At 37.4% G+C, this 25587-nt stretch carries 21 protein-coding genes and 1 riboswitch; of the genes, 11 read left to right on the top strand and 10 right to left on the bottom strand.

Going from position 1 to position 25587, the window contains the following annotated elements:
• The first annotated feature begins 6 nt into the window (after positions 1 to 6).
• From CXF79_RS19995 to CXF79_RS19980, 4 genes are all read left to right on the top strand, one after another.
• Positions 7 to 1794 carry a DUF885 domain-containing protein gene (locus tag CXF79_RS19995; RefSeq protein WP_101157441.1) on the top strand — a complete coding sequence of 596 codons (1788 nt, stop codon included), beginning with the start codon at positions 7 to 9 and terminating at the stop codon, positions 1792 to 1794.
• Between the two features lie 305 nt (positions 1795 to 2099).
• A riboswitch (cyclic di-GMP riboswitch) is annotated at positions 2100 to 2182 on the bottom strand.
• Between the two features lie 115 nt (positions 2183 to 2297).
• The gene (locus CXF79_RS19990) at positions 2298 to 4241 is read left to right on the top strand and encodes a tetratricopeptide repeat protein (RefSeq protein ID WP_101157439.1); all 1944 of its coding nucleotides are present in this window, start codon (positions 2298 to 2300) and stop codon (positions 4239 to 4241) included.
• Positions 4241 to 4777: a hypothetical protein gene (locus CXF79_RS19985; RefSeq protein ID WP_011045106.1), complete on the top strand. Its 537-nt coding sequence runs from the start codon at positions 4241 to 4243 to the stop codon at positions 4775 to 4777. The genes CXF79_RS19990 and CXF79_RS19985 overlap by 1 nt, the downstream gene beginning before the upstream one ends.
• A 99-nt stretch (positions 4778 to 4876) precedes the next feature.
• Positions 4877 to 6490, top strand: a complete 1614-nt coding sequence (locus CXF79_RS19980; protein WP_101157437.1) for a GGDEF domain-containing phosphodiesterase — start codon at positions 4877 to 4879, stop codon at positions 6488 to 6490.
• Between the two features lie 36 nt (positions 6491 to 6526).
• Here CXF79_RS19980 and rraA read toward each other — a convergent pair whose 3' ends face one another.
• Complete coding sequence (gene rraA / locus CXF79_RS19975; protein WP_101157435.1) at positions 6527 to 7024, bottom strand: ribonuclease E activity regulator RraA; 498 nt, start codon at positions 7022 to 7024, stop codon at positions 6527 to 6529.
• 336 nt (positions 7025 to 7360) lie between these two features.
• Between rraA and CXF79_RS19970 the strand changes: the two genes are divergently transcribed.
• Together CXF79_RS19970 and CXF79_RS19965 are read left to right on the top strand one after the other, a co-directional pair.
• Entirely contained in the window at positions 7361 to 9253 is a 1893-nt protein-coding gene (locus tag CXF79_RS19970; protein ID WP_198560106.1) for a putative bifunctional diguanylate cyclase/phosphodiesterase, read from the top strand.
• 338 nt (positions 9254 to 9591) lie between these two features.
• A complete protein-coding gene (locus CXF79_RS19965) occupies positions 9592 to 11451 on the top strand; it encodes a methyl-accepting chemotaxis protein (RefSeq protein ID WP_101157432.1) in 1860 nt (619 codons plus the stop codon).
• An 82-nt stretch (positions 11452 to 11533) separates the two neighbouring features.
• Here CXF79_RS19965 and CXF79_RS19960 read toward each other — a convergent pair whose 3' ends face one another.
• From CXF79_RS19960 to priA, 5 genes are all read right to left on the bottom strand, one after another.
• Positions 11534 to 11911, bottom strand: coding sequence for a gamma-butyrobetaine hydroxylase-like domain-containing protein (locus CXF79_RS19960; RefSeq protein WP_101157430.1), 378 nt, complete (start codon positions 11909 to 11911; stop codon positions 11534 to 11536).
• Between the two features lie 160 nt (positions 11912 to 12071).
• The gene (gene hslU, locus CXF79_RS19955; RefSeq protein ID WP_101157428.1) at positions 12072 to 13403 is read right to left on the bottom strand and encodes an HslU--HslV peptidase ATPase subunit; all 1332 of its coding nucleotides are present in this window, start codon (positions 13401 to 13403) and stop codon (positions 12072 to 12074) included.
• Positions 13404 to 13478: 75 nt separating this feature from the next.
• Positions 13479 to 13997 (bottom strand): ATP-dependent protease subunit HslV, encoded by a 519-nt coding sequence (hslV, locus tag CXF79_RS19950; protein WP_011045099.1) that lies wholly within the window; start codon positions 13995 to 13997, stop codon positions 13479 to 13481.
• Positions 13998 to 14304: 307 nt separating this feature from the next.
• Positions 14305 to 14880, bottom strand: coding sequence for an SPOR domain-containing protein (locus CXF79_RS19945; RefSeq protein ID WP_011045097.1), 576 nt, complete (start codon positions 14878 to 14880; stop codon positions 14305 to 14307).
• Between the two features lie 85 nt (positions 14881 to 14965).
• Positions 14966 to 17242, bottom strand: coding sequence for a primosomal protein N' (gene priA / locus CXF79_RS19940; RefSeq protein WP_232769259.1), 2277 nt, complete (start codon positions 17240 to 17242; stop codon positions 14966 to 14968).
• Between the two features lie 237 nt (positions 17243 to 17479).
• Between priA and rpmE the strand changes: the two genes are divergently transcribed.
• The 5 genes from rpmE (at position 17480) to dnaB (ending at position 21927) form a co-directional block, all read left to right on the top strand.
• Positions 17480 to 17692 (top strand): 50S ribosomal protein L31, encoded by a 213-nt coding sequence (gene rpmE, locus CXF79_RS19935; protein ID WP_101157425.1) that lies wholly within the window; start codon positions 17480 to 17482, stop codon positions 17690 to 17692.
• 407 nt (positions 17693 to 18099) lie between these two features.
• The gene (locus CXF79_RS19930) at positions 18100 to 18720 is read left to right on the top strand and encodes an RNA polymerase sigma factor (protein ID WP_420794798.1); all 621 of its coding nucleotides are present in this window, start codon (positions 18100 to 18102) and stop codon (positions 18718 to 18720) included.
• Positions 18713 to 19288 (top strand): hypothetical protein, encoded by a 576-nt coding sequence (locus CXF79_RS19925; RefSeq protein ID WP_232769258.1) that lies wholly within the window; start codon positions 18713 to 18715, stop codon positions 19286 to 19288. The genes CXF79_RS19930 and CXF79_RS19925 overlap by 8 nt, the downstream gene beginning before the upstream one ends.
• Before the next feature lie 86 nt (positions 19289 to 19374).
• Positions 19375 to 20340 (top strand): DUF4097 family beta strand repeat-containing protein, encoded by a 966-nt coding sequence (locus tag CXF79_RS19920; RefSeq protein ID WP_101157423.1) that lies wholly within the window; start codon positions 19375 to 19377, stop codon positions 20338 to 20340.
• 168 nt (positions 20341 to 20508) lie between these two features.
• On the top strand, positions 20509 to 21927 hold the full coding sequence (gene dnaB / locus CXF79_RS19915) for a replicative DNA helicase (RefSeq protein WP_011045091.1): 1419 nt from the start codon (positions 20509 to 20511) through the stop codon (positions 21925 to 21927).
• A 246-nt stretch (positions 21928 to 22173) separates the two neighbouring features.
• Here the strand turns inward: dnaB and CXF79_RS19910 are convergent, their stop codons facing one another.
• From CXF79_RS19910 to purU, 4 genes are all read right to left on the bottom strand, one after another.
• Positions 22174 to 22593 (bottom strand): secondary thiamine-phosphate synthase enzyme YjbQ, encoded by a 420-nt coding sequence (locus tag CXF79_RS19910; RefSeq protein WP_011045090.1) that lies wholly within the window; start codon positions 22591 to 22593, stop codon positions 22174 to 22176.
• Positions 22594 to 22626: 33 nt separating this feature from the next.
• Positions 22627 to 23580 carry a LysR family transcriptional regulator gene (locus CXF79_RS19905; protein ID WP_101157421.1) on the bottom strand — a complete coding sequence of 318 codons (954 nt, stop codon included), beginning with the start codon at positions 23578 to 23580 and terminating at the stop codon, positions 22627 to 22629.
• A gap of 406 nt (positions 23581 to 23986) precedes the next feature.
• Positions 23987 to 24517 (bottom strand): VOC family protein, encoded by a 531-nt coding sequence (locus tag CXF79_RS19900; protein WP_011045088.1) that lies wholly within the window; start codon positions 24515 to 24517, stop codon positions 23987 to 23989.
• A 185-nt stretch (positions 24518 to 24702) separates the two neighbouring features.
• Complete coding sequence (gene purU / locus CXF79_RS19895; RefSeq protein WP_101157419.1) at positions 24703 to 25563, bottom strand: formyltetrahydrofolate deformylase; 861 nt, start codon at positions 25561 to 25563, stop codon at positions 24703 to 24705.
• Positions 25564 to 25587 lie beyond the last annotated feature (24 nt).

Raw genomic sequence — 25587 nt, 5'->3', positions numbered from 1 at the left:
ATTCCTATGAAAAATGTAGTCACTTACCTAGTGCTTATACTGATTAATATTTGCCTGATAAATTACAGTTATGCTGCCAACGCCACAAAAAACACCCGGAGTGAAGATCAACAGCTAGCAAATATTATCGAAACTCATGAAGCCTTCTATCTAAAATCAAGTCCGTTTAATCAACCAGAGGTTATTGGTAATAACGCTAAATTACCTGATCTGTCAGCCGATTTTTTGCTAGCGCAATATCAACAAGGTTTGGCTATTTATCAACAGTTAATAGCATTGGATAATGAAAAGCTTACACAAGAAAATCAGATTAATTTTTCTGTACTTACCTATAGTCTTAAAAACCAGTTAGATAGTTACATTAACAAAGAACATTATATGCCGCTCACGGCAGAGTCGGGTTTTCATGTGTGGATTGCAAATATCTCTAAGCAAGTCGACTTTAAAACCTTTACTGATTATCAAGATTATTTAGTGCGTTTATCCTTACTTCCAGCCTACTTTTCTCAACAAACTTATTGGATGAAAAAAGGGCTAAAAAGCGGTATTAGTCAACCGAAAATCGTACTGAAGGGATTTGAACAATCTATTGCGGCTTACATAAAAGAAGATGTCACTGAAAGTTCGTATTACCAACCATTTAATAAAATGTCTGCTTTTATAACTACGAGTCAGAAAAAAGATTTACAGCAACAAGCTAAGCAAGTATTAAGCACTAAAGTGATGCCTGCATATACGGCATATTATGATTTTATGGTTAATGTATACCAGCCAAATGCTCGGGATAATATTGCGGCTATTTCGCTACCTAACGGTAAGGAATACTATCAAAATAGATTAGTGCATTATACTACGTTACCTATGACTGCAACGGAAGTTCATCAGCAGGGGGTAGGAGAAGTAAAGCGTATCAGAGCTGAGATGAACGCTATCATTGAACAGGTCAACTTTGATGGCAGCTTTAGTGAATTTGTCGAATTCTTACGTACCGATCCTCAATTCTATGCCTCCACACCAACAGAGTTGTTAAAAGAAGCATCTTTTATTGCTAAAAAAATGGATGCTAAATTACCGAGGTTATTTAAAACATTACCAAGAACACCTTATGGTGTGATGGCAGTACCTGCCAATATAGCGCCTAAATATACAACGGGACGATATGCTGGATCATCACGTGATGATCAGCCAGGAAATTATTGGGTCAATACTTATAGGTTAGATCGTCGACCACTTTATGTTTTAACAGCACTAACCTTACATGAGGCCGTGCCAGGACATCATTTGCAAATATCATTAGCGAAAGAAATGAAGGATGTAGCGAAGTTTAGGAATAGAAGCTACATTTCTGCTTTTGGTGAAGGTTGGGGGTTATATTCTGAATATTTAGGAATAGAAGTAGGTATGTATGAAGACCCATATCATAATTTTGGTCGCTTAACCTATGAGATGTGGCGTGCCTGCCGTTTAGTTGTTGATACTGGAATGCATACGCAAGGATGGAGTCGAGAACAGGCAATGGACTTTTTAGCCAGTAATACCGCATTGTCACTACATAATGTAAAAACGGAAATAGATCGATATATCTCATGGCCAGGGCAAGCTTTATCTTACAAAATAGGTGAGTTAACGATTAAGCGCTTACGAAAAGAGGCGGAACAAACATTAGGTGAAGATTTTGATTTACGAGAGTTTCATGATCAGATACTAAAGCATGGTTCAATGCCATTATCTATGTTAGATAAAATCATCACTCAGTATATAAACGACAAAGATAATAGTGTGACAAAATCATAAAATAAACTTTCTGAACTTCAATCCTAGTTTAGTGCGGCCTGGCGCAAAGAACTTTGTGTTAGGCTCTTATACTTATCGGATTAATTCGGGCTAACTGAGTAATAAATTAGTCCGATTGGTATTACTTTCAAATGCAGACATACAAGCACTATTTTTATTAGCAATTTTTAAATAGTGCTAAATAAATTATAGGTAAAGAGCAGCAAGTGATGGGTTGAGAAATACAGGGAAAGAGGCCACGCAAAGAAACCGGAAGAAACAGATAGTGAACTATCGAATTAAGATAAGCCCCCACTATATCTAAAATTTGCAGTCCCGCTATCATAGGTTTCCCATTAGACCGGTAACTTTGCGTCTCTAACTTTCATTAGATTTGCCCTTATCAAGCTTGGTAGCTCAACCCCATTATTATAAGATGAATTCCTTAAATGTAAACAGAAAAGGCTATTTTTGTTTACCTTTATGAGGTAAAAAGAGTGATGAGTAATATTGGATAACCTCCAATGTTTTATTTTTCAATTACTAACGGTATAGATATGACGATAAAACGATTGTTTCTGTTTATAGTCTTTACTTTTAAAGTGCAGTTACTTTCTTTTATTTTAGTCAGTACTGCTCACGCACAAGCCGCATCTGAACAAGCCGTATTAAGTAATCAAGTTCAGCAATTATTGAAAGTAGATAATGAAATGATTGATGCTGATATAGTGAAGTCACTGTCGGAAAAAATCATTAATAATCGACACGATTACTCAAATGATATCCTCGCAAAAGTCTATTTACTTTCTGCAAAGGTTGCTAGTAATCAAGGAAATATGAACAACGTTTTTGAGTTTACTAAAAGAGGCTTAGCAGCAAACAGTTTAGATAAAAAAATTAAATTGGCGCTGTTATTCAAATTAGCGGATGTATATGTAGCCAGAAAAGAATACAAGCAGTTGTTAGAAGTGACTGAAGAAGCAGTAAGGAATAGTGAATTTAGTCGTAGTGTTAAGTGTCGACTATTGTCGCTAAGTTATCGTAGCGTCGCGTTTGCAATGCTAGGAAAACATCAGCAGGCTTTGGCCGACCTACAACAAGTCGAGCTTGGTATCAGTAGTAGTGAACTAACAGAGCATATTCAATTACTGACTATTTTAGCCTTGGCTTATCACCATTTAGGAGACTATCAAACATCACTAACAATGCAGTTAAAAATATTAAAATTAAGATTTGAAATGAATCAAAAAAGAAATATTGCTCAAACCTATTTATATCTAGGGTATGCCTATTTTTATCTACAACGCTTTGATGATGCATATAATGTTTTTTGGGAATCTAAGAAATCTGCTGAGGGTAATAATGCACCTATTAATGTTGCTCATGCTGATAAGTGGTTAGGTATCGTTTTAATGAGACAAAAACAATTTCATGCAGCACTTGAACCTTTACAGCAAGCAATAGAAGTTTTTCATCAACATCATATGCTTTCTGAACGTATAGAAACGTCGGTTGCTCTGGTTAGTGCTAAATTAGGTGTTGAACAAATAACTGAAGGTTATGCCTTACTAAATGAAGTGGTACGCCTTCTTAACGGTAAGAATATTGCGTCAGAATATACAGGCTTTTATCGAATGGTTGCAGAAATGCACTTTTCTCAAGAAAACTACCGACTTGCTTATGACTGGCGTAAAAAATATAGTCAAATATTACTCGACAACCTTAATGATAAAAGAAAATCGTTTAGTATAATGCAGGGTTTATCTCATTTAGCGGTTGGGAAAACACCCAAAATTGAGCCTGTTGAAGAGTCAAAAAGACTTGCTGTTAAATTAGCTGAAAGCAGTGAGCTATCAAGTAGCTTTATAGGGAAGTATGAAAAACAACGTATCATTATTATAAGTTTATCGGTATTAGTTGCTTTATTAATACTCACCTTGGTAGGTTTGTTCTTGAGGTCAAGAGCGCAAAAAATAAATAGGGCATATCAAGAGCTTGAAAAACCAAGTCATAGTATGGCGAGTCCGATGCAAACAAAATTCACTTACCAATTGGCCTTTAAAAAGGCAAGGAAGTTTCGATACCCTTTCCATGTAGGTTATCTGGTTGTTGAGAATTGGCAGGAGCTTGTTTTTCATTTTAATAGTAAAACGATTAGTGAAGTGACTAAAGGTTTGGCCAGTGTAATTAATGAACATATAGCAGAGTTTGACTATGTGGGATTGTTAAATGAAGGTGAGTATTTACTGCTTTTTGAGCACCAAAGTAGCCAAGAAGTTAATGAAAAGTTAGACAAGCTAGTGCAAGCTGTAAATACAAGAGCTTTTGCAAATTTAGGTGATTTTTCAGTGACAATGAAATATTCGTTAAATATGGCAGGTTTTAAAGATATTGATCCGTATCTATTTTTGGCACGCATTGCTGAGTCTGTTAATATTGCGCAAGTTAATCCGTCTAAGGCACCTTAATGTTTTTTGTTTCAGTTATAACGATTGTTTTTGTATTTATTAGTATTTACTTCTTTTTTCGTGCAGAAAAATTGCAGAGAAAGCTAATAACTCAACAGCGAGAAAGTTCATCTACCCGCAAGGAAAATAAGGTGTTAGTAGAGTCGATGACCCTTGTTGCTACACGTGAGCAGGAATTTGCTAAGGAAAGATTAAAGCGTTTAATCGCTTATGCTAAGGCGAATGAGCATGAGCAACTTTTAATACATACAGAATTGATCACTCCATTAATTAATAACTACAGTATTATTTTCCAAGAATGTTTAAAAGGGAAAGGTCGCCTTAAAGCTATTAGTCAGAAGTGTTTTGAAAATCAAGACAGCTCAGCTTATAAAAAATTCGTTGCTATGTTAGTCACGAGTAATAAACAATTAAAACGCTATTGGTCTAGTGATAGTTTAAATGGTTTTCTTTTTTTAGTTGAAGCCTTACTAACCGTTGATGGTGATTGCGCCCACGCATTAGTAATAGATCAAAAAAGTAGCTGTCTATCTTAAAAGGGCATCCTTAAAATTTAGTATTTCTGTACAAAAGGTAATAATTTTATTAGGCTAACTAATTGCTTTGATAAAATCTCCTAGGATAGGTGATTAAATATGAATCGTTTTAACGTTAAGTACTTTGTATTACTTATCATAGTAATTATAATTATTGCTTTATCGGCTCTTTTTGCGCAACTTTATAGTGATAAACTCCCGCTTAATTTGACCGCTATTGTTAGCTATGTTTTTATGGTTCTTACGGCCAGTGTTCTGGCTCTATTCTGTATTCAAAAACTACTTATCTCTACATCGTTAACTGACGATAGTAAAGCCATTAGCGTTGAAGAGCTATTTTCTTATACGCATGATCCGACAACAAACTTACCAACTGCGCAGCAAGCGCTAAGAGCTTTTGACGTTGCTATCAAGGCTGACACTGGGCAACGTTACGCTGCCGTGGTATTCAAGCCTATCAATTTTCAACAAGTAAATAGTTTGCTGGGCTATCATAATTCTGACTTGTTATTATTGCAGTTTGCGTACTGTTTACAGCAAAGAATAGAGGATAATACAAGTTTACTAAGCTTTGGTGTTAATCCTCAACCAGTAAGAATAGCTCGCTTACAAAGCCTACAATTCTTGGTAGTTTACAATTTAACTGATAGCCGTTTTGATGATAAAAGTATGCTTAATGAATTGTGTCATCAATTAGCTGACGCTGTGCCTGATGCTATGAGTTTTAAGAGTTTTTCTGTAAATTTTGAACTTGCTTTTGGTGTTGCTATTTCAGGGGAAAATGGTGATGACTTTGATGAAATTATTGATCACGCAGGTGATGCTTTACTTAAGGGTTTAAAGACGCAGCAGCAAATTAATTATTTTGATAATAACAGTATTTCATATAACCAAGTTCAGCTTGCTCGAATGGAAGCGTTACGTCGAGATATTAAAGAAGAGAAGTTATTTTGTTATTTAAAGCCCCAAGTAAATATTAATAACCATTATATTGTAGGTTTTCAGTTAAAGGTTCATTGGTATGAACATGACTCGGTTAAACCATTGGAGTTATCTGAATTTTCTGAGCTTGCTGAGCATAGTGGTGAATTGTATTTTTTGACCAAATATATGCTTAACAAAGCTTTCTCTACTTTAGATAGCTTGCATAGAATAGGCGTACATCAACGTATTTCTGTAACTTTGTCGAGTGAAAGCTTATTTGAAGTAGATTTGGTTGATTATATTGAGCAACAATTAAAACAGTTTAATATTGCCGGTAAATACTTAATGATTGAGCTAAGTGAGCAAGTATTGCTTAGTGCAAGTCATCGAGTAAAAGCCATTATTGATCAGCTAAAATCATTAGATATAAACATTTCCATCGCTAATTTTTCAGGTAGTTATGAGGCGTTACGTTATGTCAGAAAAATGGCAATTCATCAACTTAAAATAAATTGTCAGCAATTAACAAATGATAGTAGTAACCGCGTAGATAAGGCGATAACTAATGCACTTGTTACACTGACTCGCAGTATGAAAATTCCACTTGTGGGTACTGATATTGACAGACATGAAGCTTCGGAAGCATTTACAGGCATGGGGGGAGAGTTAATTCAAGGTAATATCATTCACCCAGGAGTAGTACCTGAGGAGATAGAAATTTGGTTAGAGAAGTGGTATTTGCAACACCCAGCATCAATACCGCCAGAAGTCAGACCATCTATCTATTAGATCTTAGGTACTAGGAGTTATGTCTCTGGTAGTAGGCTAAGCTATACTTGATGCAATCTCGAGTGCTTCAGGCGACAGTATAATACCGGTATTATCAGCGTAGATATAATCATCAGGTAATAAGGTCACTCCGGCAAAATTAATCGCCATATCAGTTTCTCCAATATTTTGCTCACTTGCCCCAACTGGAATTGCTCCGAGCGCCTGTATACCAATATCTACTCCATCTAAAGCATCTACATCACGTACACTGCCATAACAAACAATTCCTTCCCAACCATTGTTAGCAGCACATTGCGCGATACCTAAATCAATCAGAGCGCGTCTCGTGGATCCTCCACCATCAATGACCAATACTTTCCCTGTGCCATCTGTAGCAACGAGTTCATTGATCAAACCTAGATGCTCAAAACACTTTAACGTAACAACTTTGCCAGCAAATGAACTGCGACCACCGTAATTACAAAAAATGGGGTCAACAACATCAATCAAATCGGCATAAAAGTCACATAATTCAGAAGTGTTATATTGCATGTTAGTTCTCTTTCGTCTGAAGATTAGGGGCTATGCCAGTATATATTGTTATGTTAAAAATAAAACCTATTATATATTTATCGGGTATGACTTGAATTTAAAGGTAAAAGCCTCTTTAATAGCACACATGTTTAGTGGTTTAACCTAAAGTACTTTAGCAGCTTACACGTTCCAGACAGGTATATTAATAGCCATGATTAAAATTTCTTTATGATCGAATTTATAACACCTCGAACTTTTTTATTTTCGACACAAACAGTGGTTTTTTCAGTACTATTATTTGTCTTTTATATTTTTTATCGCACCTTTTCGCGTAAATATGTTAAATATTGGCTAATGAGTATAGGTGCACTAAATTTTAGTTATCTGATTAAGTCTTTTGTGCCGTATTCTAGTCGTAATTTTTCAAGTGACTCTTGGCAAATATTAGCTGAATTATTGCTACAAATTTGCCAATATTCGTTCTTGATTTTCCTGATTTTTGGCGTTTACATTGCAAAAAACAACAAGGAATTGTCTAAAGAAATATTAAGCGGTGGCATTGGTGCAATTATAATTCTCAGTGTCATCTCGACAATGTTTTTTGCCTTTGACCCAAGCCAAGCATTTAACCATTTTTATTTAACCATAAGCCTTCCTAGCTTTATTTTTGGCTGCACTTTTCTTTCATTAGCCTGTTATCTTTTATTTGACAAAAAAAGCTACTTTTCAAGTCAAGTTTTAATGTATTTCTCTGCCATTTTTGGCTTGCGGTACTTAATGCATTCTTTTATTTCCATTGTTGCTTTAACGGAGCCTTGGTTCCGTCAATTAGAACTATTCCTATTATATTTCGATGTTGCTGCACATAGTATTCTTGGCTTTACCTTGCTTATTTGGATGCAAGGAGCTGAAAGGTTTGCCACGTTGAGTGCGATAAGTAGAGCGCAGTACTTAGGTAAACATGACTCTTTGACCGGGGCACTGAACCGTGAACAAGTGATGGCTAAATTGTCAGATAAAATGCAAGAGCTGACACTCGCCAATAAAATAAACAAGAATCAGATGAAGTTGGCAGTTTTTTTAATTGATATAAAACAGTTTAAATTTATAAATGATACTTATGGTTTAAAAGTTGGGGATTTTATACTGGGAGAAATTGCCAGCCGTCTGAATCATAGTGTATTTATACCACAAGCTGTTGGTCGCTTAAGTGGTGACTCTTTTATGTTTGTCATTGAATTTGAACAAATATCACATGTTGATCGAGCGGTAAATCATATTCATGAACTCATTGAGCGTTGTTTTCGCTATGAGCAACAAGAAATAACAATTCAAGGTAGCGTAGGTTATTGTTTCTATCCCGATGATGCGGATAAGTCTGAAGATTTACTACAAAAATCCAACCTTGCCCTACATCACGCCGAAACCAATAATATTCCTTCTGTTGCTTTTGAAGAGGGGATGCAGGCACAGGGCCGGCATTTAGTCTTGATGGAGAAACAGCTAAGATCTGCCATAGCTAATGATGAGTTTGTTTTATATTACCAGCCACAATTAAACTTATTTACCAATAAACTCGAAGGGGTAGAAGCCTTAGTACGTTGGCAGCATCCTGAAAAGGGCTTACTCTCCCCTGGTGACTTTTTAACAGAACTCGAAACGTTAGGCATGCATAATGAGTTTGATAATTATATTTTAGTCAAAGCTTGTCAAGCAAGTGAGCGTTGGTTCAAGTTATATCAACGACGTGTCGCTATTGCTGTGAATATAACTGCAGTCGAATTTCAGAATGAACAACTGGTTACTAATATTCAAATGTTATTGCATAAATACGGTATACCCTCTAAATATATTGAATTAGAGATTACTGAAAATGTAGTGATGACTGATATTACCAGAGCAATGGATAGCATAGTGAAACTACAAAGCATGGGGATTAAAGTCTCCATTGATGATTTTGGTACAGGTTATTCATCTTTAGCGTATTTGCGAGACCTGCCAATAGATAAAATAAAGATCGACCGTAGTTTTATTAATGAAGTTGCTATCAATGATTCTGACCTCACTATTGTTAAGTCTATGGTTGACCTTTCACATGGCTTGGGTAAAAGGGTTTTAGCTGAAGGTGTTGAAACTATCGAACAACTCAATCTGCTTCGTCATTTAGGTTGTGATGCAGTGCAAGGTTATTTTATTAGCAAACCACTACCTGAGAGTAAGTTAGTACGATACCTTAAGAAAAAATAATTTAAGTTTAACCATTTTGAGGGGGAATACACGTAAGCCACTCTTATTCATAATAAATGTAGTTCATTGTCTTTTGTTATGATTGACGATGAATGGATAACTGCCTGTAGTTTATAATTTAAAACTAAAAAAAAACCGATACTTACCGATACAGTTCTATAATACACGCAGAAAAGGCAACAATAGTACATCTTAGGCTTATTTAACTCTGTACTAGGTTGCCACCATCGAACTAAATTACATTGAAAAGACAAAAATAAATTGGCTAGTAATACCAATCGAATTTCCGCTAATTCACGCTTTATACAATATATGTTAAATTTTTAAGGTTAGACCCTATGCTTATTAAGAACAAATTAATCGCTAATACTGCAATTTTAGTACTGGCTATGATCCTAATGTTAATGTTGCTGAACTATGAAAGTTCGGCATTACAACATGATATAAATATTGCAAAAAGTATAGGTAATATTAAAGCGTCAGTACTTGAATTAAGACACGAAGAAAAAGACTTCTCTGCTCATAAAAAGTTAACAAATTCAGACCAATTTAATAAACAAATGAAAAACGTTCAGCATCAAATTAATGCGTTGTCAGATGACTTTGCAGAGGTTGGTCTTTCTATGCCGGAATTGACAAGTATGGGGAATATTCTTGTTCAATATCAAGATCAATTTACTCATCTTGTCGGGTTACAAAAGAAAATTGGCCTAGATGCTAAATCAGGTTTATATGGAGAACTTCGGGGTGCGGTTCATAGCGTTGAGACGCTTATTGGCAAAGACAATTATCGTCTACGTAGTGAAATGTTGCAGCTTAGACGAAACGAAAAAGATTTTATGTTACGTCTTGATGAAAAATATGTTGATAAACTTAATAAAAATGTTAACAAGTTACTGACCTCAGTCCAAGCAAGTAACTTCACCTTCGTTAAAAAGCAGGAAGTGAATAAGCTAATCAAAGCCTATCAAAATTCTTTCTCAAATCTAGTCATATCCCAAAAAGAGCTCGGTTATAATGAGAAGATGGGCAGCAGAAATAAAATGCGTCATGTAGTTAATCAAGTTGATAATGAATTGAAAAAGCTACTGTCTCATAGTGAATCTGCGGTGAAAGAAGATGTGAATTTTATTAATACATTGGCCTATAGCCTTTTTTCGGTTGTGCTCGTAGTTGCTTTAGTAAGTGCTTGGTTAATCGGAAAAAGTATTTTGAATCGAATTAGCAATCTACAAAGTAGTATGAATAGTATCGCTCAGAGTAATGATTTAACTATTGCAGTCGATGTTAGTGGTGGAGATGAACTATCGGATATGGCGACAGTGTTTAACCATATGTTAACTAACTTTAGATCACTTATTGTAGAAGTAAATCATTCAGTTAATACTCTCAATACCGCTACAGGCAGCTTGGCTGAAAATATTTACAATGCTAATGAGGGTGTAGAAACTCAGATGCAGCAAACGGATCTTGTAGCAACTGCAGTAACAGAAATGGTGGCAACAGTAGATGAAATTGCGACTAATACGCGAGAAGCAGCCCATAAAGCTGAAGTAACGAATAGTAATGCAGGTAAAGGTAAAGCAGGGGTGGAACAGACCATCAACCAAATAGGCCAATTATCAGAAAAGCTATTGGATTCAGAAAACGTCGTTAAAGAATTGGAAAAAGAAAGTGTCACTATTGCTTCAGTATTAGGTGTTATTCGTGGCATTGCCGAACAAACAAATTTATTGGCGTTAAATGCAGCAATTGAAGCAGCAAGAGCTGGAGAGCAAGGTCGCGGTTTTGCTGTAGTTGCTGATGAAGTGAGAACACTTGCCAGTAGAACTCAAGACTCAACGCAAGAGATAGAAACCATTATTGGTTTATTGCAAAAACGTACTCAAGAGATAGTCACTCTAATGGCGGAATGTCGTAATCAGGGGGAAGAGAGTGCTGAGCAAGCAAGTTCTGCCGGAGCAATGCTTGATGAGATAACACAAGATGTTGCTTTGATTATGGATATGAATAGTGCCATTGCTACGGCGATTCAAGAGCAAAGTACTGTTGCATCGGAAGTTAACCAACATGTAGTGATGATCAGAGATGTGACAGAGCAATCGGGTGATTCTGCGAAACAAAATGAGCAAATGAGTGAAGAGTTGTCTCAACAGGCCCAAGTGCTAACTACAGAGGTTAGTCGCTTTACTGTATAAGATAATGGGATAGCATTATCATTTTTTATTAGGTATGAAACGTAAACGTAAAACTGATATCTAGTCGGTGAAGCTGAGAGGTTTATAACTGTTTAAAGTCAATCATAGCTTCGCGGGAGTGACCGCTATCTTTAAGAGCACTTAAATAAGTTTGCCACCTAGTTTCATATTCAAGTGCTAATGTTTGCAGATACTCTTCACTAAATATTGCACTATGCTCATCATCAAATATCAAGCGATAACCGTGCTTAGCGACGCTCTCGATACTTATTAAAAGTACATTCTTTTTATGGCTAGTTACTTGAATTTGACCTGCTTTGTTTTTTTTAGCTGAGTTTGCATCAGAGCTAATACGCAAATATTCAAAGCTTAGTTGAGTACTAGTGATATTCTCATTTGCAGAGAACTCAACCGTTAGATTGTGTAGGGCACTATCTATAATAAAACGAGTAATTTTCATTGTAGTAAACCATCTAACCTTTATTTATCTACCAGATATTCGATGGACCGTAAATAAGTCCGTTGAGTAACACGTAATAAGTATCTATACCCGTTCCACTTGAAGATGCATGATTCAGCCTTCCTGAAACGAGCATCTTCAAATGGAGCGGGTATTGTTATTAAAGAATAAAGCGACTTAAATCTTCGTCTTTAACTACTTCACTTAATATCTTAGTAACATAAGCTTGATCTATGCTGATGGTCTCACCACTGCGTTGGTCAGCATTAAATGATAAATCTTCAACCAAACGTTCCATCATAGTATGTAAGCGACGAGCACCAATGTTTTCAGTTGTCTCATTCACTTGCCAAGCTGAATCAGCAATTGCTTTAATACCATCATCGGTAAAAGTTACTGACACACCTTCAGTAGCAAGTAATGCGATATATTGCTCAGTAAGTGAGGCAAAAGGTTCTGTTAATATACGAACAAAATCATCGGCAGTTAATGCTTGTAATTCTACTCGTATAGGTAAACGACCTTGTAATTCCGGGATTAAGTCAGATGGCTTAGTCATTTGAAAGGCGCCGGAGGCAATAAATAAGATGTGATCTGTCTTGATCATGCCATGTTTAGTACTTACGGTTGAACCTTCGACTAACGGCAGTAAATCGCGCTGTACACCTTCACGAGAAACATCCCCACCGCCAGAGTTATCAGCACGTTTACAAATTTTGTCAATTTCATCGATAAAGACAATACCATTTTGCTCTACTGCATCAATAGCTTTTTGCTTAATGTCATCCTGATTAACTATTTTAGCCGCTTCTTCTTCTTGCAACGCTTTTAGAGCATCTTTAATCTTAAGTTTGCGCTTGTTAGTTTTCTCACTAGACATGTTTTGGAACATGTTTTGTAATTGTGAAGTCATATCCTCCATACCTGGAGGTGCCATGATCTCAACACCAACTTGTGGTGCTGCTAAGTCAAGCTCAATTTCTTTATCATCTAATTTTCCTTCGCGTAATTTCTTACGAAAAATTTGACGAGTATTACTGTCATCACTTTTTTCATCGTTACCAAAGCCGTCACGAGCAGGAGGAAGCAGAACATCTAAAATACGCTCTTCAGCCGCTTCTTCAGCAAGATGTTTAACACGATCCATCTCACTTTCTTTAACCATTTTTATTGCCATATCAGCAAGGTCACGAATAATAGTTTCTACTTCTTTACCAACATAGCCCACTTCAGTGAACTTAGTCGCTTCCACTTTAATAAATGGTGCGTGGGCAAGTTTTGCCAAGCGGCGAGCTATTTCAGTTTTACCAACACCCGTAGGCCCAATCATTAAGATATTTTTAGGAGTAACTTCGTTACGCAGATCTTTATCAAGCTGCATTCTACGCCATCGGTTTCTTAGCGCGATGGCAACAGCGCGTTTGGCATCACTTTGACCAACAATGTGGCTATCTAATTCATGAACAATTTCACGTGGGGTCATATTTGACATAATTTTTTCCTCGTTGTTGCCTAAGGAGTGTTTTACTCATACTCAGGCAGCATGTTAATCAGTTTCTGCTAAGGGCTATAGTTCGTCTATAGTTTGTTCTTGGTTGGTAAATACACAGATATTACCAGCAATAGTAAGTGATTTTTCTACTATTTCTTTGGCACTTAAGTCGGTATTTTCTAAGAGAGCTGTTGCGGCTGATTGCGCAAAATTACCGCCACTACCTATAGCGATAAGATCATGCTCAGGCTGAATTACATCGCCGTTACCGGTAATGATCAATGATGCTGTTTCATCAGCGACAGCAAGTAAGGCTTCAAGTTTTCTTAACGCTCGGTCGCTTCGCCAATCTTTAGCAAGCTCGACAGCGGCTTTGGTTAAATGACCTTGATGTTGTTCAAGCTTACTTTCAAAACGCTCAAATAATGTAAAAGCATCGGCTGTACCACCGGCAAAACCAGCGAGTACTTTGCCATTATATAAACGACGTACTTTACGAGCATTTCCCTTCATTACCGTATTGCCAAGTGATACTTGACCATCACCACCAATTGCCACTTTGCCATTACGTCTAACTGAAACGATAGTAGTCACATTAACCTCATTTTAACTCAATTCTTTGATGTTAATGTAATTGGGATCTTTACTGGCTTTTCAAGGAGTGTGATGAATATTATAGCCATTACTATTCAAAGTGCAGAGTTTCAGAGGGAGTTAAAATGACTTTAGGCATGATAAATAATCGAAGCATAGTCATTCTATACATTGATTATTTAACGCAGTATAAAGTGATTTTAAAGCCATCGAAGAAGCGCTTGGGTAACACTACTTGATCACAGCGCCTTGAATTGAAATTGCTCAAGTGCTCTGAAACCTGCATATTGATTGGTAACGGGTATTATTATCGCCATAACCAAATTTGACAGTAATTAATATTATTACGTTTGAGCTTATGTTTATCTTTTTCAGCGAGACGTTTACGGGGGTAGGGGCCTAAGAAAACTTTATGCCAAGTGCCGTTTTTACCTGAGACACTTTGTACTTGCGCTTCGAGTCCAGAAAAAGCTATGCGTGCTTTTAATGTTTCAGCTTGCTTCTGTGTTTTGAATGAACCACATTGCATTTTATAAGGACCTTTTTCTTCGACCTTATATTCGCCAACTTCAATTTCTTTGGTTTCTAAATCTTTCACATAAGTCCATTTTTCTTTCGGAGGCTTAGGTAATTCATCTGTTTTGTTTAATGATTTTTTTTCTTTTGTAATTTTTACGGGTTCAATTAATGGTGTCTTAGTGCTGGGGTCCGTTTTTAATGACCATAAGCCATAAGAAAATACACCAATGAGTACTATCAGTAACAGGCTAATTAATTTTGCTTTAAGTGGTACTGCGCTGGAGTTTTTAGATGCCTTTTTACCATTACGGTTATTTTTTTTCTTTTTTGCGGGGGCGCGGGAAACGTAATCTTGATTAGCCATGAAATGCGGAGAGTCGCTAAGAGGAAAATTTTAGCTAGTGTAACCGAGCTGACTTAAAAAAACACGGTTACCTTAGGCTTTTTTGTTACCAATTAAGATCGATAGGATCAATATCTAAACTCCAACGAACCTTACCCTGCCATTCATTGTTAGGTATTTGAATAAGTAACTGCAAAATTGCGCGATGTAAATCTTTTCGTGATTTCGCTTGAATGATCAAGTGATATCTAAATTTACCTGCTTTTTTTTCCATTGCCGCTGGAACTGGGCCGGCAAACTCACAGCCATCTAGTCGTTGTTGTGTTAAGGCGCGTAAAAATTTTTCTGGGTAAGATGGATAATTCGCATCAGCTCGTAACAACGCTTGAAAAGTAAAAGGTGGCAATAGTGCTTGTTTTCGCTCAGTGAGTGCTTGGTGGGCAAAATGGTGATAACCATTGTGTACCAAGTCTTGCAATAAAGGGTGATCAACAAAGTTACTTTGCACTAATACTTTTCCAGGTTTACTCGCACGTCCAGCGCGTCCTGCTACTTGAATTAGCAATTGAGCCATTTGCTCACTTGCGCGAAAGTCAAAACTAAATAAAGCACCATCAACATCGAGCACAGCCACTAACGTGACATCAGGAAAATGATGTCCTTTGGCTAACATTTGTGTACCAACCAGTAATTGATGCTTTTTATCAGTGACCTCTTGTAATAATTTTGCTAATTCACCTTTTTTACGAGTGCTATCTCGATCGATACGCACAATCGAACTATCAGGAAATAGCTCTTCTAAACGAGACTCTAATTGCTCTGTACCTTGGCCTAGTGGCGCTATACGAACACTGCCGCAACTAGGACACTGCGGAGGTATACGCTTTTGACTGCCACAATGATGACAAATCAGCAGTTGTTGCTTCTGGTGCAAAGTATAAGGTTTATCACAACGTTGACATTCTGCAAGCCAGTGGCACTCTTGGCAGTTTATGGCTGGCGCATAACCTCGACGGTTTAAAAACAATAATACTTGTTCACCACGGGCTAAGGTTTGCTTCATTTCATGTTTAAGTGTGCCAGATAAACCAAACTCGACTTGCTGCTGGTTCATATCAATAAGGGCTATTTTAGCTTTATTACTTTTACCTGCTCGGTTAAGAAGTTGGTGGTAACTATATTTTCCAGATAACGCATTTTGTAAAGATTCAAAACTAGGAGTCGCGGTGCCTAAAACGATTGGAATATTTAATTGCCTTGCGCGTAAAATAGCCATGTCTCGGCAATGGTAGCGAAAACTATCTTGTTGTTTTAATGAAGAATCATGCTCTTCATCGATAATGATCAATCCAAGGCGATGTAAGGGCGTAAAAACTGCTGAACGAGTACCAATAACAATAGCGGCACTTCCTTGTTGAGCACTTAACCAGGTGGCTAAACGTTCTTTATCATTCAGCCCAGAATGGTGCAACGCAATAGGCACATTAAAGCGTTGTTCAAAGCGGTTTAATGTTTGGGGTGTTAAGCCAATTTCTGGCACTATCACTAATACTTGTTGATTATTAGCAAGCACTTCTTCCATTGCTTGCAAGTAGACTTCTGTTTTACCACTCCCCGTAACCCCATCAATTAGATGACACGAAAACTGTGCTAAAGAATGGTTTATAGCACTAACAATAATTGCTTGCTCACTTGAAAGTACTAATCTATCAGCTTGATTGAGGGTATCTTCTTGCCAAGTATATTGGCTAGCTACCTGTTCTTTTTCAATGATTAATGCTTTGCTCTGTAAAGCGTTTAACTGTGCTTTGCTATACCCTAATGTACGCAGTTCTACCCAACTGATGCCATGGTGGCTGTTAATTATTTGATAGAGCGCATATTGCTTAGTAGCTTTTTTCTTTAATTTGGCTAATAGGTCACTGTTATCTTTATTTGTGCATTGTGCTTGCCACACCATCGGAGGGCTTAAGGTAATATTTTCTATTTTTCGCAGCAAAATAGGCAAGGCTTGCTGGAAAACATCGCCAACTGGGTGGTGGTAATAATGAGCGCATAATTGTAAAAAGCTAACCAGTGACTGACTTAAATTGAAATTATCATTAAGGCGGGCAGTAATGTCTTTAACTTTACTTATATCAAAGTCACATTGTGCTTGTGCATCAATAACGATACCAATCACTTTTCGCGGACCAAACGATACCGCAACGCGTTCACCGACTTTAATTGCAGGAGAGCATAGCGCCTCGGGCACTCGGTAAGTAAATAACTGTCGCATAGGAACAGGAATCGCAACTTGAATGTATTGTTCAGGCACTTTTATCAGCTGCTTTTGGTTGGCAAAGGTTAGGGCTATTTTGCCCCGTGTTATGAAGACTGCCAAGTAACAATATCGCTTATTTTCTAAATAACCTTAACAAGCCTTTTTTTAGTCAATTTTGGCTTATTTATGTTGCAGTTATTCAGGCTATCCTTTATTATTCGCCCCCATTAATTTTTAACTACGTATGGTGCTTGGCATTTCGGTTGTCCTGAAAGAATAAATTCTCAAAGGGTAAACAGTAAGTAAATGGCTAAGTGGCGATGCGCCCAATTTCTCTTTAAAGAGATAGAGGTTCCTATGAAAAAAGATATTCATCCTAATTATGCTGAATTCAATGCAACTTGTTCTTGTGGTAATGTTGTAACAACTCGTTCTACTATAGGTAAAGACATTCACCTTGACGTATGTTCTGCTTGTCACCCATTCTACACTGGTAAGCAAAAAGCTGCTGAGACCGGTGGTCGTGTTGATAAATTCAACAAACGTTTTGCTGCAATCGGTAAGAAGTAAATACTTCCCCTGTTGTAATAAACGTAAAAAAAGCGCCTATTGGCGCTTTTTTTGTGCCTGTGAATTGATGCGATTTTTCACCTCGATATCCCCACTGTAATCACTTATATACCCGTCACCAATTAAAGTGCACTCTGAAACATGTATCTTGATTGGTAGCTAGTATATCCTCTAGACTATCGACAACTCTAGGGTAGAGATTAAAAAGGCGCGTTTACTAACTTTTTTATCATTTAATAAAATACTCTTTAAACCTTTTTGCTGGGTAAGGTATCTTAGTTAATATTGCATATCATTTTAGAACATTATTGTAGATAACTATTTTAGATAACTATATTGGATAATTATTTTGAACCAAATAGAGACTTTAGCTTTTGGATAGCCAAATAAGACAAGATAAAAAAGTCATTGACCTAAAGGCGCGCTTTAGTGCCAATAAAGATCATCACTCCGGTGATAGTGATGATGAACAGTTATGGATAACAGAAGCTAAGCAAGGGTCTCAAACCGCTTTTTATCAGCTTTATGAAAAATATCATCGGCGAATTTATGCCTTGTGTTGGCGCATGTTGGCAGATAAAGACAGTGCTGAAGATGTCTGCCAGGAAGTTTTTGTCGTCTTGTGGCAAAAAATTAATAATTTTCGTGGTGAAAGTAAATTTAGTACTTGGCTACACAGTGTCGCAACAAATGTAGTGCTGGGACACCTACGTAAACATAAAAATTGGTTGCAGCGTGTTTTTAGTATTGAAGAGCAAGGGGTTGGCGTTCAAGAACCTAGTGTTAGTTTAACCGATGATTCAACGCTCACGCTATTAGACCAGCACATTGCCCGTTTACCAGAACGAGCACGCTTAGTTTTTGTTTTGTTTGCTGTTGAGGGCTATCGCCATGAGGAAATTTCCACAATGTTAAAAATGGCAGTAGGCTCGAGTAAGTCGCAATACCACAGAGCGAGAAGCTTATTAAAAGAATCATTAATAGCTAATGGTTTTGTATCGATTGAGGAGGAAATAAATCATGAGTAAATATAACCCTCAAGACCACATGCATCTAAACAATAAAATTTCAGATAAAACACTCGCAGAGCAAGTGGCAACGTTACCCGTTGAAATGACACCCGAACGAGACTTATGGTCAGGTATCGAGCGAGCCATCAATCATAAGAGGCAAGAAGTTGCAGCAGAAAATCAAGGTAATCTTTTTATGCCAAGTGCCTGGGCAGCTTCTATTGCACTGGTAATGTTGGTGTCTTGGTTTACTTTTTCACCGTCGATTAATGAAGAAAGTGAACCCGTATTGGTAAAAACTCAAGAAAAAAATGGCGTTACTCAAGGGCAGTTGGTTAATTTTATGCAACAAAACTTTAAAAAACAAAAACAAACGTTATTAGCAAGTTATGGCCAGCCTACTGTTGATAAATTACCTGCAGCAATGCAACAAGAGTTAATCCAATTATCTGATGCAAGAGCATCAATAAGAAAAGCACTGCTAACAGATGAAAATAATACCGACTTATTAAATTTATTAGACTTTACTCAGCAACAAGAATTAAAGCTGCTACAGCAATTATATCGCCAATATCAAGTGATTTAGCTATTTACAATGTTAACGCCCAGCAGAGTTAACTAAAGACATAGTTCGCTAAACACCGTAATAAATAGCAAAGATAAGAGGTTACAATGAACAAATTAACAAGAAAAACACAGCAATGCGCAACTGTGCTCACAATGACAACTTGCTTACTACTAAGTGGACAATCATTTGCAGATACTGAAATTGCGGAGAGTTTATCAAGCGATAATGTCACTAATGTATCGATTAATAATCACAGTGGTCTTATTAATGTTGTTGGATGGAATAAAGATAAAATATCCGTTACCGGCACACTAGATGATGACGCAGAAAAACTCATTTTTGAACAAAAAGGTGCACAAGTTCTTATTAATGTTGAATACTCTAGAATGGATAATTGGAGTGCTGATGGTTCAAAAATCACTGTTTTTATGCCAAAAAATATCCGCATGAAATCTTCAAGTGTTTCAAGTGATATTCATTTATCTAACTTACATGGCGGTGTTGAAGTTATATCGGTTAGCGGTGATGTCTTGGCAAAAAACGTAACGCAAAATGTTGAACTAAGTAGTATTAGTGGCAATATAAATAGTGATAAATTGTCTGGGAAGATCTCATTATCAGCCGTTAGTGGCGACATAAATGATACCGACTCCACTGGTCGGTTAGAAATTAGATCGGTCAGTGGTGAGGTGATTATTGACAGCCAAGCGAAGGAAGTTTTTTTCAATAATGTTTCAGGTCAAAGTCAGCTTAATTTAGCTGAAGTGATAGAGCTACGTATTAGAACGGTTAGTGGTGATTTAGAAGCAAAGCTCATCTTAAATGCAAAAGCCTTGCTTAAAGCGTCGACAGTAAGTGGTGACTTAGCATTTACTTTTCAAAAAGGTGTCGATGCTGGTTTTAACCTTAAATCAAGTGTTGGCGGCGACATAGATAACAATATCACTGAGGTTAAAACTGAGCATGATGAATATGGTCCAGGTGCTGAGTTAAATTTTCAAACGGCCAATGGCAGTGCTTTAGTAAGAGTGTCAACGGTTAGCGGTAATATTGAGGTTAGCAGCAAGTAATCTTTTTAACTTCACGGCTCTTTTAGGTGAAACTTTTATATTCTGATAAGCTAAATTCTGCTACATTAGCACTCCTTTTTTAGATACTCGTTTACGTTGTTTTGTCTTAGTTAAAGTAAGAGTTAAAGCAAGCGCGAGTATGGTGATGTAGTAGAGTAGGGTTAGGTAATGGCCGACAAAAAGCCAGGTAAATTTTCAAAAGAAAGACAATTCATTAAAGACAAACAAATCGATGAATTAAAAGTACCTCCGCATTCGCTAGAAGCTGAACAATCGGTTCTTGGCGGACTGCTACTTGATAATGAAACGTGGGATCGAGTTGCTGAAAAAGCCGTTGCCGCTGATTTTTATAGTCGCTCACATCGCCTTATTTTTGAAACCATTGGTGGGTTGATCGAATTAGGCGAACCTGTTGATTTAATCACCCTGTCTGAAGCCCTAGAAAACGACCAAAAACTTGACGATGCTGGCGGTTTTGTTTATCTCGCAGAGATGATGAAAAACACGCCAAGTGCGGCAAATATCACTGCTTATGCTGACATTGTACGTGAACGTGCAGTAACCCGTGAAATGATCAGCGTGGCGAATGAAATCGCTGAAGCAGGTTATGATACGCAAGGACGAAGCAGCGCCGATTTACTCGATTTTGCTGAAACCAAAGTTTTTGCAATTGCTGAAAAACGAGCCAACAAGAATGAAGGCCCTGAAAGTCTTAATTCAGTGTTAGAAAAAACTGTTGATAGAATTGAAAAACTCTGTTCAACGCCATCAGGTGGTGTTACCGGTGTGCCGAGTGGTTACGCTGACTTAGATAAAATGACAGCAGGTTTACAAAAGTCTGATTTGATCATTGTTGCAGCGCGTCCATCGATGGGTAAAACAACCTTTGCGATGAACTTGGCCGAACATGCTGCGATGACACAAGAACATCCTGCACTTATCTTCAGTTTAGAAATGCCTGCAGATCAAATCATGATGCGTATGCTGGCGTCTTTAGGCCGTATTGATCAAACTAAAATCCGTACTGGTCAGTTAGAAGATGAAGATTGGGCTCGTCTGTCTTCAACCATGGGCTTGCTCATGGAAAAAGGCAAAATGTTTATTGATGATGCGGCAGGGCTAACGCCGACAGAAGTGCGTTCAAGAGCGCGAAGAATACATCGCGATCATGGCGGTATTAGTATGATCATGATTGATTACTTACAATTAATGCGAGCACCACAATTCTCTGATAACCGTACCTTAGAAGTTGCTGAAATTTCGCGTTCACTCAAAGCCTTAGCTAAAGAATTAAAAGTGCCTGTTGTGGCATTATCTCAGTTAAACCGTGGTTTGGAGCAACGTTCGGATAAACGACCAATTAACTCAGATTTACGTGAGTCAGGTTCAATAGAGCAGGATGCAGATTTAATCATGTTTATTTATCGTGATGAGGTTTATCACGATGACAGTGAATTTAAAGGCATGGCAGAGATTATTATTGGTAAGCAACGTAACGGACCGATTGGCCGTGTGCCATTAACCTTCCAAGGTAAGTATTCTCGCTTTGATAATTATGCCGGACCACATGTATTAGAAGAAGACTAAACTAATAGCTAAATAACATTCATCTTGTCGTTGTATGGTCCAATTTAGGCGTCAAAAGTACTCATTGATAGTCATCAATTCCGTGCTTTTTTCTTTAACTTGAACCATACAACTTAAAGCTGAATGCCATTATCGTAAGTCAATTCGGCAATGACGTCGTTGAAGTTAGGTTATTAAATAGTAACCTCTAAGTCGTCATCCTCGTGGTGTTTGAGTCGAGGATCTAGCTTGTTATCTCTTAGCTATTTACTCTCCATTGATGGTAGCCACAATCGTTCGGTTACTGGCATGGTCTCTATGCTCACCTAAATATATTCCCTGCCAAATCCCAATATTTAATTGCCCATGACTAATAGGTAAACTAAGGCTATTACCCAGTAGACTGGCTTTTATATGGGCAGGCATATCATCATCACCTTCGTAAGTATGCTGATAATAAGGCGCTCTTTCAGGGACAAAGTGATTAAAATGCGCTTCCATATCTGAGCGTACCGTTGGGTCGGCATTTTCATTAAGGGTAATGGAAGCAGAGCTGTGTTTTATAAAAAGATGAAGAATGCCACAGTTAACCTTGTTCAGCTCGTGCAGTTGTTTTAGGACTTCATCAGTGATTAAATGAAAACCACGTTTTCTTGCTTTCAACGTTATTTCAGTTTGATACCACATGGTTTACCTCAATTGTTAGTTATACCAACCGTATTAATCATTTATATACAAATTTGTAAACTCTCTGATAGCTTCAGGTAATAGTTTTTCTATCATATCAATTTGTTTACTATTTTTATCATAACGGGCATAGAGCTTTTTATGAATGCCTGTTTCACCTAAGCGCATACAACGAAATAGTGACTGTTTGGTTACGCTTGATACTAACCAATCAGGTAATGTAGCCACGCCCATATTAGCTGATACCATTTGCAACATAACATGGCTATTAGTCACCTGTTTTATCTTACTCGGTTTGCATTTGGCTGGCGTTAGAAATAATTTAAATATATCTAACTGCTCGGGTGGCAAAGGATAGGTTAGTAAAGTCAACTGGCTAAAATTCTCGGGCAGTAAATAGGGCGTTGTTGTCACACCACCTTGAGAAAAAGATCCGACCCGTTCTGATAATTTCAGATTGCTAGCTTGTTGATTAGAAAGAACAGCCATCACCTCAAACTGACCAATTTCTTGGTAAATGACATTTTCTTCTGCTAATTTCTCGTCAGTAAACAGAATATCAGCTTTGTCTTCACTTTGATTTTTATGTTTATTAATTTCAAACGACTCATCAATAAACTCGAGTTCAACGTTATTTTTTTGCTGTGAAAAATGGCTTGTTACCGGCAATAACCACTGAAAGCAGGCATGACATGCTATGGCTATTTTTAAAGAGCTTAGGGCTAAAGATGGTGATTTTAAGGTGATATTTGCTTCTTTAATTTTTGGCAATAACTCTTCGCCAAGACTAAGTAATACTTTTCCTGCTTCAGTAAACTCAACCGGTGAAGTATTACGAATAAACAAAGGCGCATTTAAGCGTTGCTCAAGATCCTTTATTTGATGCGACAAAGCAGACTGACTACTAAATAACACTTCAGCTGCTTTGCGAATATTCCCTGTATTGGCAAGGGTTGTAAGCGTTTTTAAATGTTTTATCTCGAACATAATTAATTTATTTCAACTCCTTGATGAATTTATTGAGCTTGTCTCGAACGTTCTTTTCCTAGAGTATATCCATTTAAACGTCTAGACGTCCACTTGTTTTTTTATAAGGAATGACAACTAGCCCGTTAACAGAGTTATACCCAAGCTCCTTGAGAATATGTATTTCAGAGTTACTCAGTTGAGTAAGCACAAGGTACATCAATGTAGAAATGCTTATTGTCGTTAAGCAATTATGTAAAGAGTATGAAGCGTAATTTATCTGATTTATCTGATTTATCTTAGTGAGTTTTAGCTGCTATTAATTTGAGTTGACGAGACAAACTGCAAAAAAAAAGCACCTCAGTGATAACTTAGGTGCTTTTTATCTTTTTGTCTGTAAAGTGAGTGAAACGTGAGCGATAGTAAATTAATCTTGCTCGTGTAACCAAGCAGCATGTCGCGGTGCACGTTTAGTCACTGACCATTCTTCAATCATATCGTGAGCAACTCTGTTAAGTTCTTTATATTGCTCTTCTGTACCTGTGTCGGCAGCAAGTTCTAAACGGTGGCCGTTAGGATCAAAGAAATAAATAGACTTAAAAACACCGTGGTTAACGGGACCTAAAATTTCAACGCCTTTACTTTCAAGCTCTTCTTTAGCAGAGACTAATACATCATAACTCGCTACTCTCAAAGCAATGTGCTGCACCCAAGCCGGAGTATTCTGATCTCTGTCCATGGCTGGAGAATTAGGTAATTCAAAAAAGGCTAAAACATTTTCATTTCCCGCATCGAGGAAGATATGCATATAAGGATCTGGCGCTTTGGTTGAAGGTACTTCATTTTCAGCAATAGCGAGCACTAAATCCATGTTTAGCTTGTCTTTGTACCAAGCGGTTGTTTCTTTGGCGTCTTTGCAGCGATAAGCAACGTGATGAATTTTTTCTATATTAATCATGATCAGGACTTTTTATTAAAATAGGTTATGAGGTAATTTTAATCACAAAGTGGACACTTAGGCTAATTTTACCCTTATTTAGTAAAACACTTTACGTCAGGGGGAGTTGACGGCTGTACAAAATTAATTACAGCCGACCATGAAATGTATCGTTAGACTAAAATCAAACTAAAATTAAAACAAAGCTAAGCCAGAATAACTGTTTTATCGCCATTGATACAAACGCGTTGTTCAGCATGTATCCTTACGGCATGGCTTAATGCTGTCGCTTCTAAATCATGGCCCATATGTACCATTTGCTCTATGGTAAAAGCGTGGTTAATTGGCTTTACTTCCTGAGCAATAATGGGGCCTTCATCAAGGTTCGCTGTTACATAGTGGGCGGTTGCCCCAATGACTTTAACACCACGCGCATGAGCTTGGTGATAAGGGCGAGCACCTTTAAAGCTAGGTAAGAAGGAGTGATGGATATTAATGGCCTTACCTTGCAGTTGTTGACATAAACCATCAGAAAGTATTTGCATGTAACGAGCTAATACTAACAAGTCAATCTTAAGCTCTTCCATTAAGCCGGTAATTTGAGCTTCTTGTTCGAGTTTGGTCTCTGCATTGACGGGTAAATGGTAAAAGGGAACATTATGCCATTCACTTAACGCCTGACAATCTTGATGATTAGAGATAATGCCAACAATGTTGATCGGTAAAGCGCCAGAACGCCACTTAGTCAACAATGAAACTAAACAATGGTCGTCTTTTGACACCGCAATCAGGACATTGGGTACATCAGCACGTTTACGTAATTGATATTGCATGGCGAGTGGTTTGGCTAATTCATCTAATGCTTGGACAAATTCACTACTGGATACCGTTAAATTACGGTCATCAAAGGCAATACGTGAAAAAAAGGTTTCACTATAAGGGTCACTATATTGAGACGTTTCGGTAATAAAAGCGCCGTGAGAATAGAGGCTTTGCGATACTTTGGCTAGTACGCCACTATTGTCAGGGCATTGCCAAGTTAATATATAATGCGTGGCTGAAGGCATAAGTCACTTATTTTTAATGGGTAT

The sequence above is a fragment of the Colwellia sp. Bg11-28 genome (assembly GCF_002836245.1).
GTDB classification, from domain to species: domain Bacteria; phylum Pseudomonadota; class Gammaproteobacteria; order Enterobacterales; family Alteromonadaceae; genus Colwellia; species Colwellia psychrerythraea_A.
This window is presented reverse-complemented; position numbering and strand designations above follow the sequence as displayed.

Coding starts and splice junctions, on each gene's coding strand:
- CXF79_RS19995 (WP_101157441.1), top strand. CDS start 7: ATGAAAAATGTAGTCACTTACCTAGTGCTTATACTGATTAATATTTGC.
- CXF79_RS19990 (WP_101157439.1), top strand. CDS start 2,298: ATGTTTTATTTTTCAATTACTAACGGTATAGATATGACGATAAAACGA.
- CXF79_RS19985 (WP_011045106.1), top strand. CDS start 4,241: ATGTTTTTTGTTTCAGTTATAACGATTGTTTTTGTATTTATTAGTATT.
- CXF79_RS19980 (WP_101157437.1), top strand. CDS start 4,877: ATGAATCGTTTTAACGTTAAGTACTTTGTATTACTTATCATAGTAATT.
- rraA (WP_101157435.1), bottom strand. CDS start 7,024: ATGCAATATAACACTTCTGAATTATGTGACTTTTATGCCGATTTGATT.
- CXF79_RS19970 (WP_198560106.1), top strand. CDS start 7,361: ATGAGTATAGGTGCACTAAATTTTAGTTATCTGATTAAGTCTTTTGTG.
- CXF79_RS19965 (WP_101157432.1), top strand. CDS start 9,592: ATGCTTATTAAGAACAAATTAATCGCTAATACTGCAATTTTAGTACTG.
- CXF79_RS19960 (WP_101157430.1), bottom strand. CDS start 11,911: ATGAAAATTACTCGTTTTATTATAGATAGTGCCCTACACAATCTAACG.
- hslU (WP_101157428.1), bottom strand. CDS start 13,403: ATGTCAAATATGACCCCACGTGAAATTGTTCATGAATTAGATAGCCAC.
- CXF79_RS19945 (WP_011045097.1), bottom strand. CDS start 14,880: ATGGCTAATCAAGATTACGTTTCCCGCGCCCCCGCAAAAAAGAAAAAA.
- rpmE (WP_101157425.1), top strand. CDS start 17,480: ATGAAAAAAGATATTCATCCTAATTATGCTGAATTCAATGCAACTTGT.
- CXF79_RS19925 (WP_232769258.1), top strand. CDS start 18,713: ATGAGTAAATATAACCCTCAAGACCACATGCATCTAAACAATAAAATT.
- CXF79_RS19920 (WP_101157423.1), top strand. CDS start 19,375: ATGAACAAATTAACAAGAAAAACACAGCAATGCGCAACTGTGCTCACA.
- dnaB (WP_011045091.1), top strand. CDS start 20,509: ATGGCCGACAAAAAGCCAGGTAAATTTTCAAAAGAAAGACAATTCATT.
- CXF79_RS19910 (WP_011045090.1), bottom strand. CDS start 22,593: ATGTGGTATCAAACTGAAATAACGTTGAAAGCAAGAAAACGTGGTTTT.
- CXF79_RS19905 (WP_101157421.1), bottom strand. CDS start 23,580: ATGTTCGAGATAAAACATTTAAAAACGCTTACAACCCTTGCCAATACA.
- CXF79_RS19900 (WP_011045088.1), bottom strand. CDS start 24,517: ATGATTAATATAGAAAAAATTCATCACGTTGCTTATCGCTGCAAAGAC.
- purU (WP_101157419.1), bottom strand. CDS start 25,563: ATGCCTTCAGCCACGCATTATATATTAACTTGGCAATGCCCTGACAAT.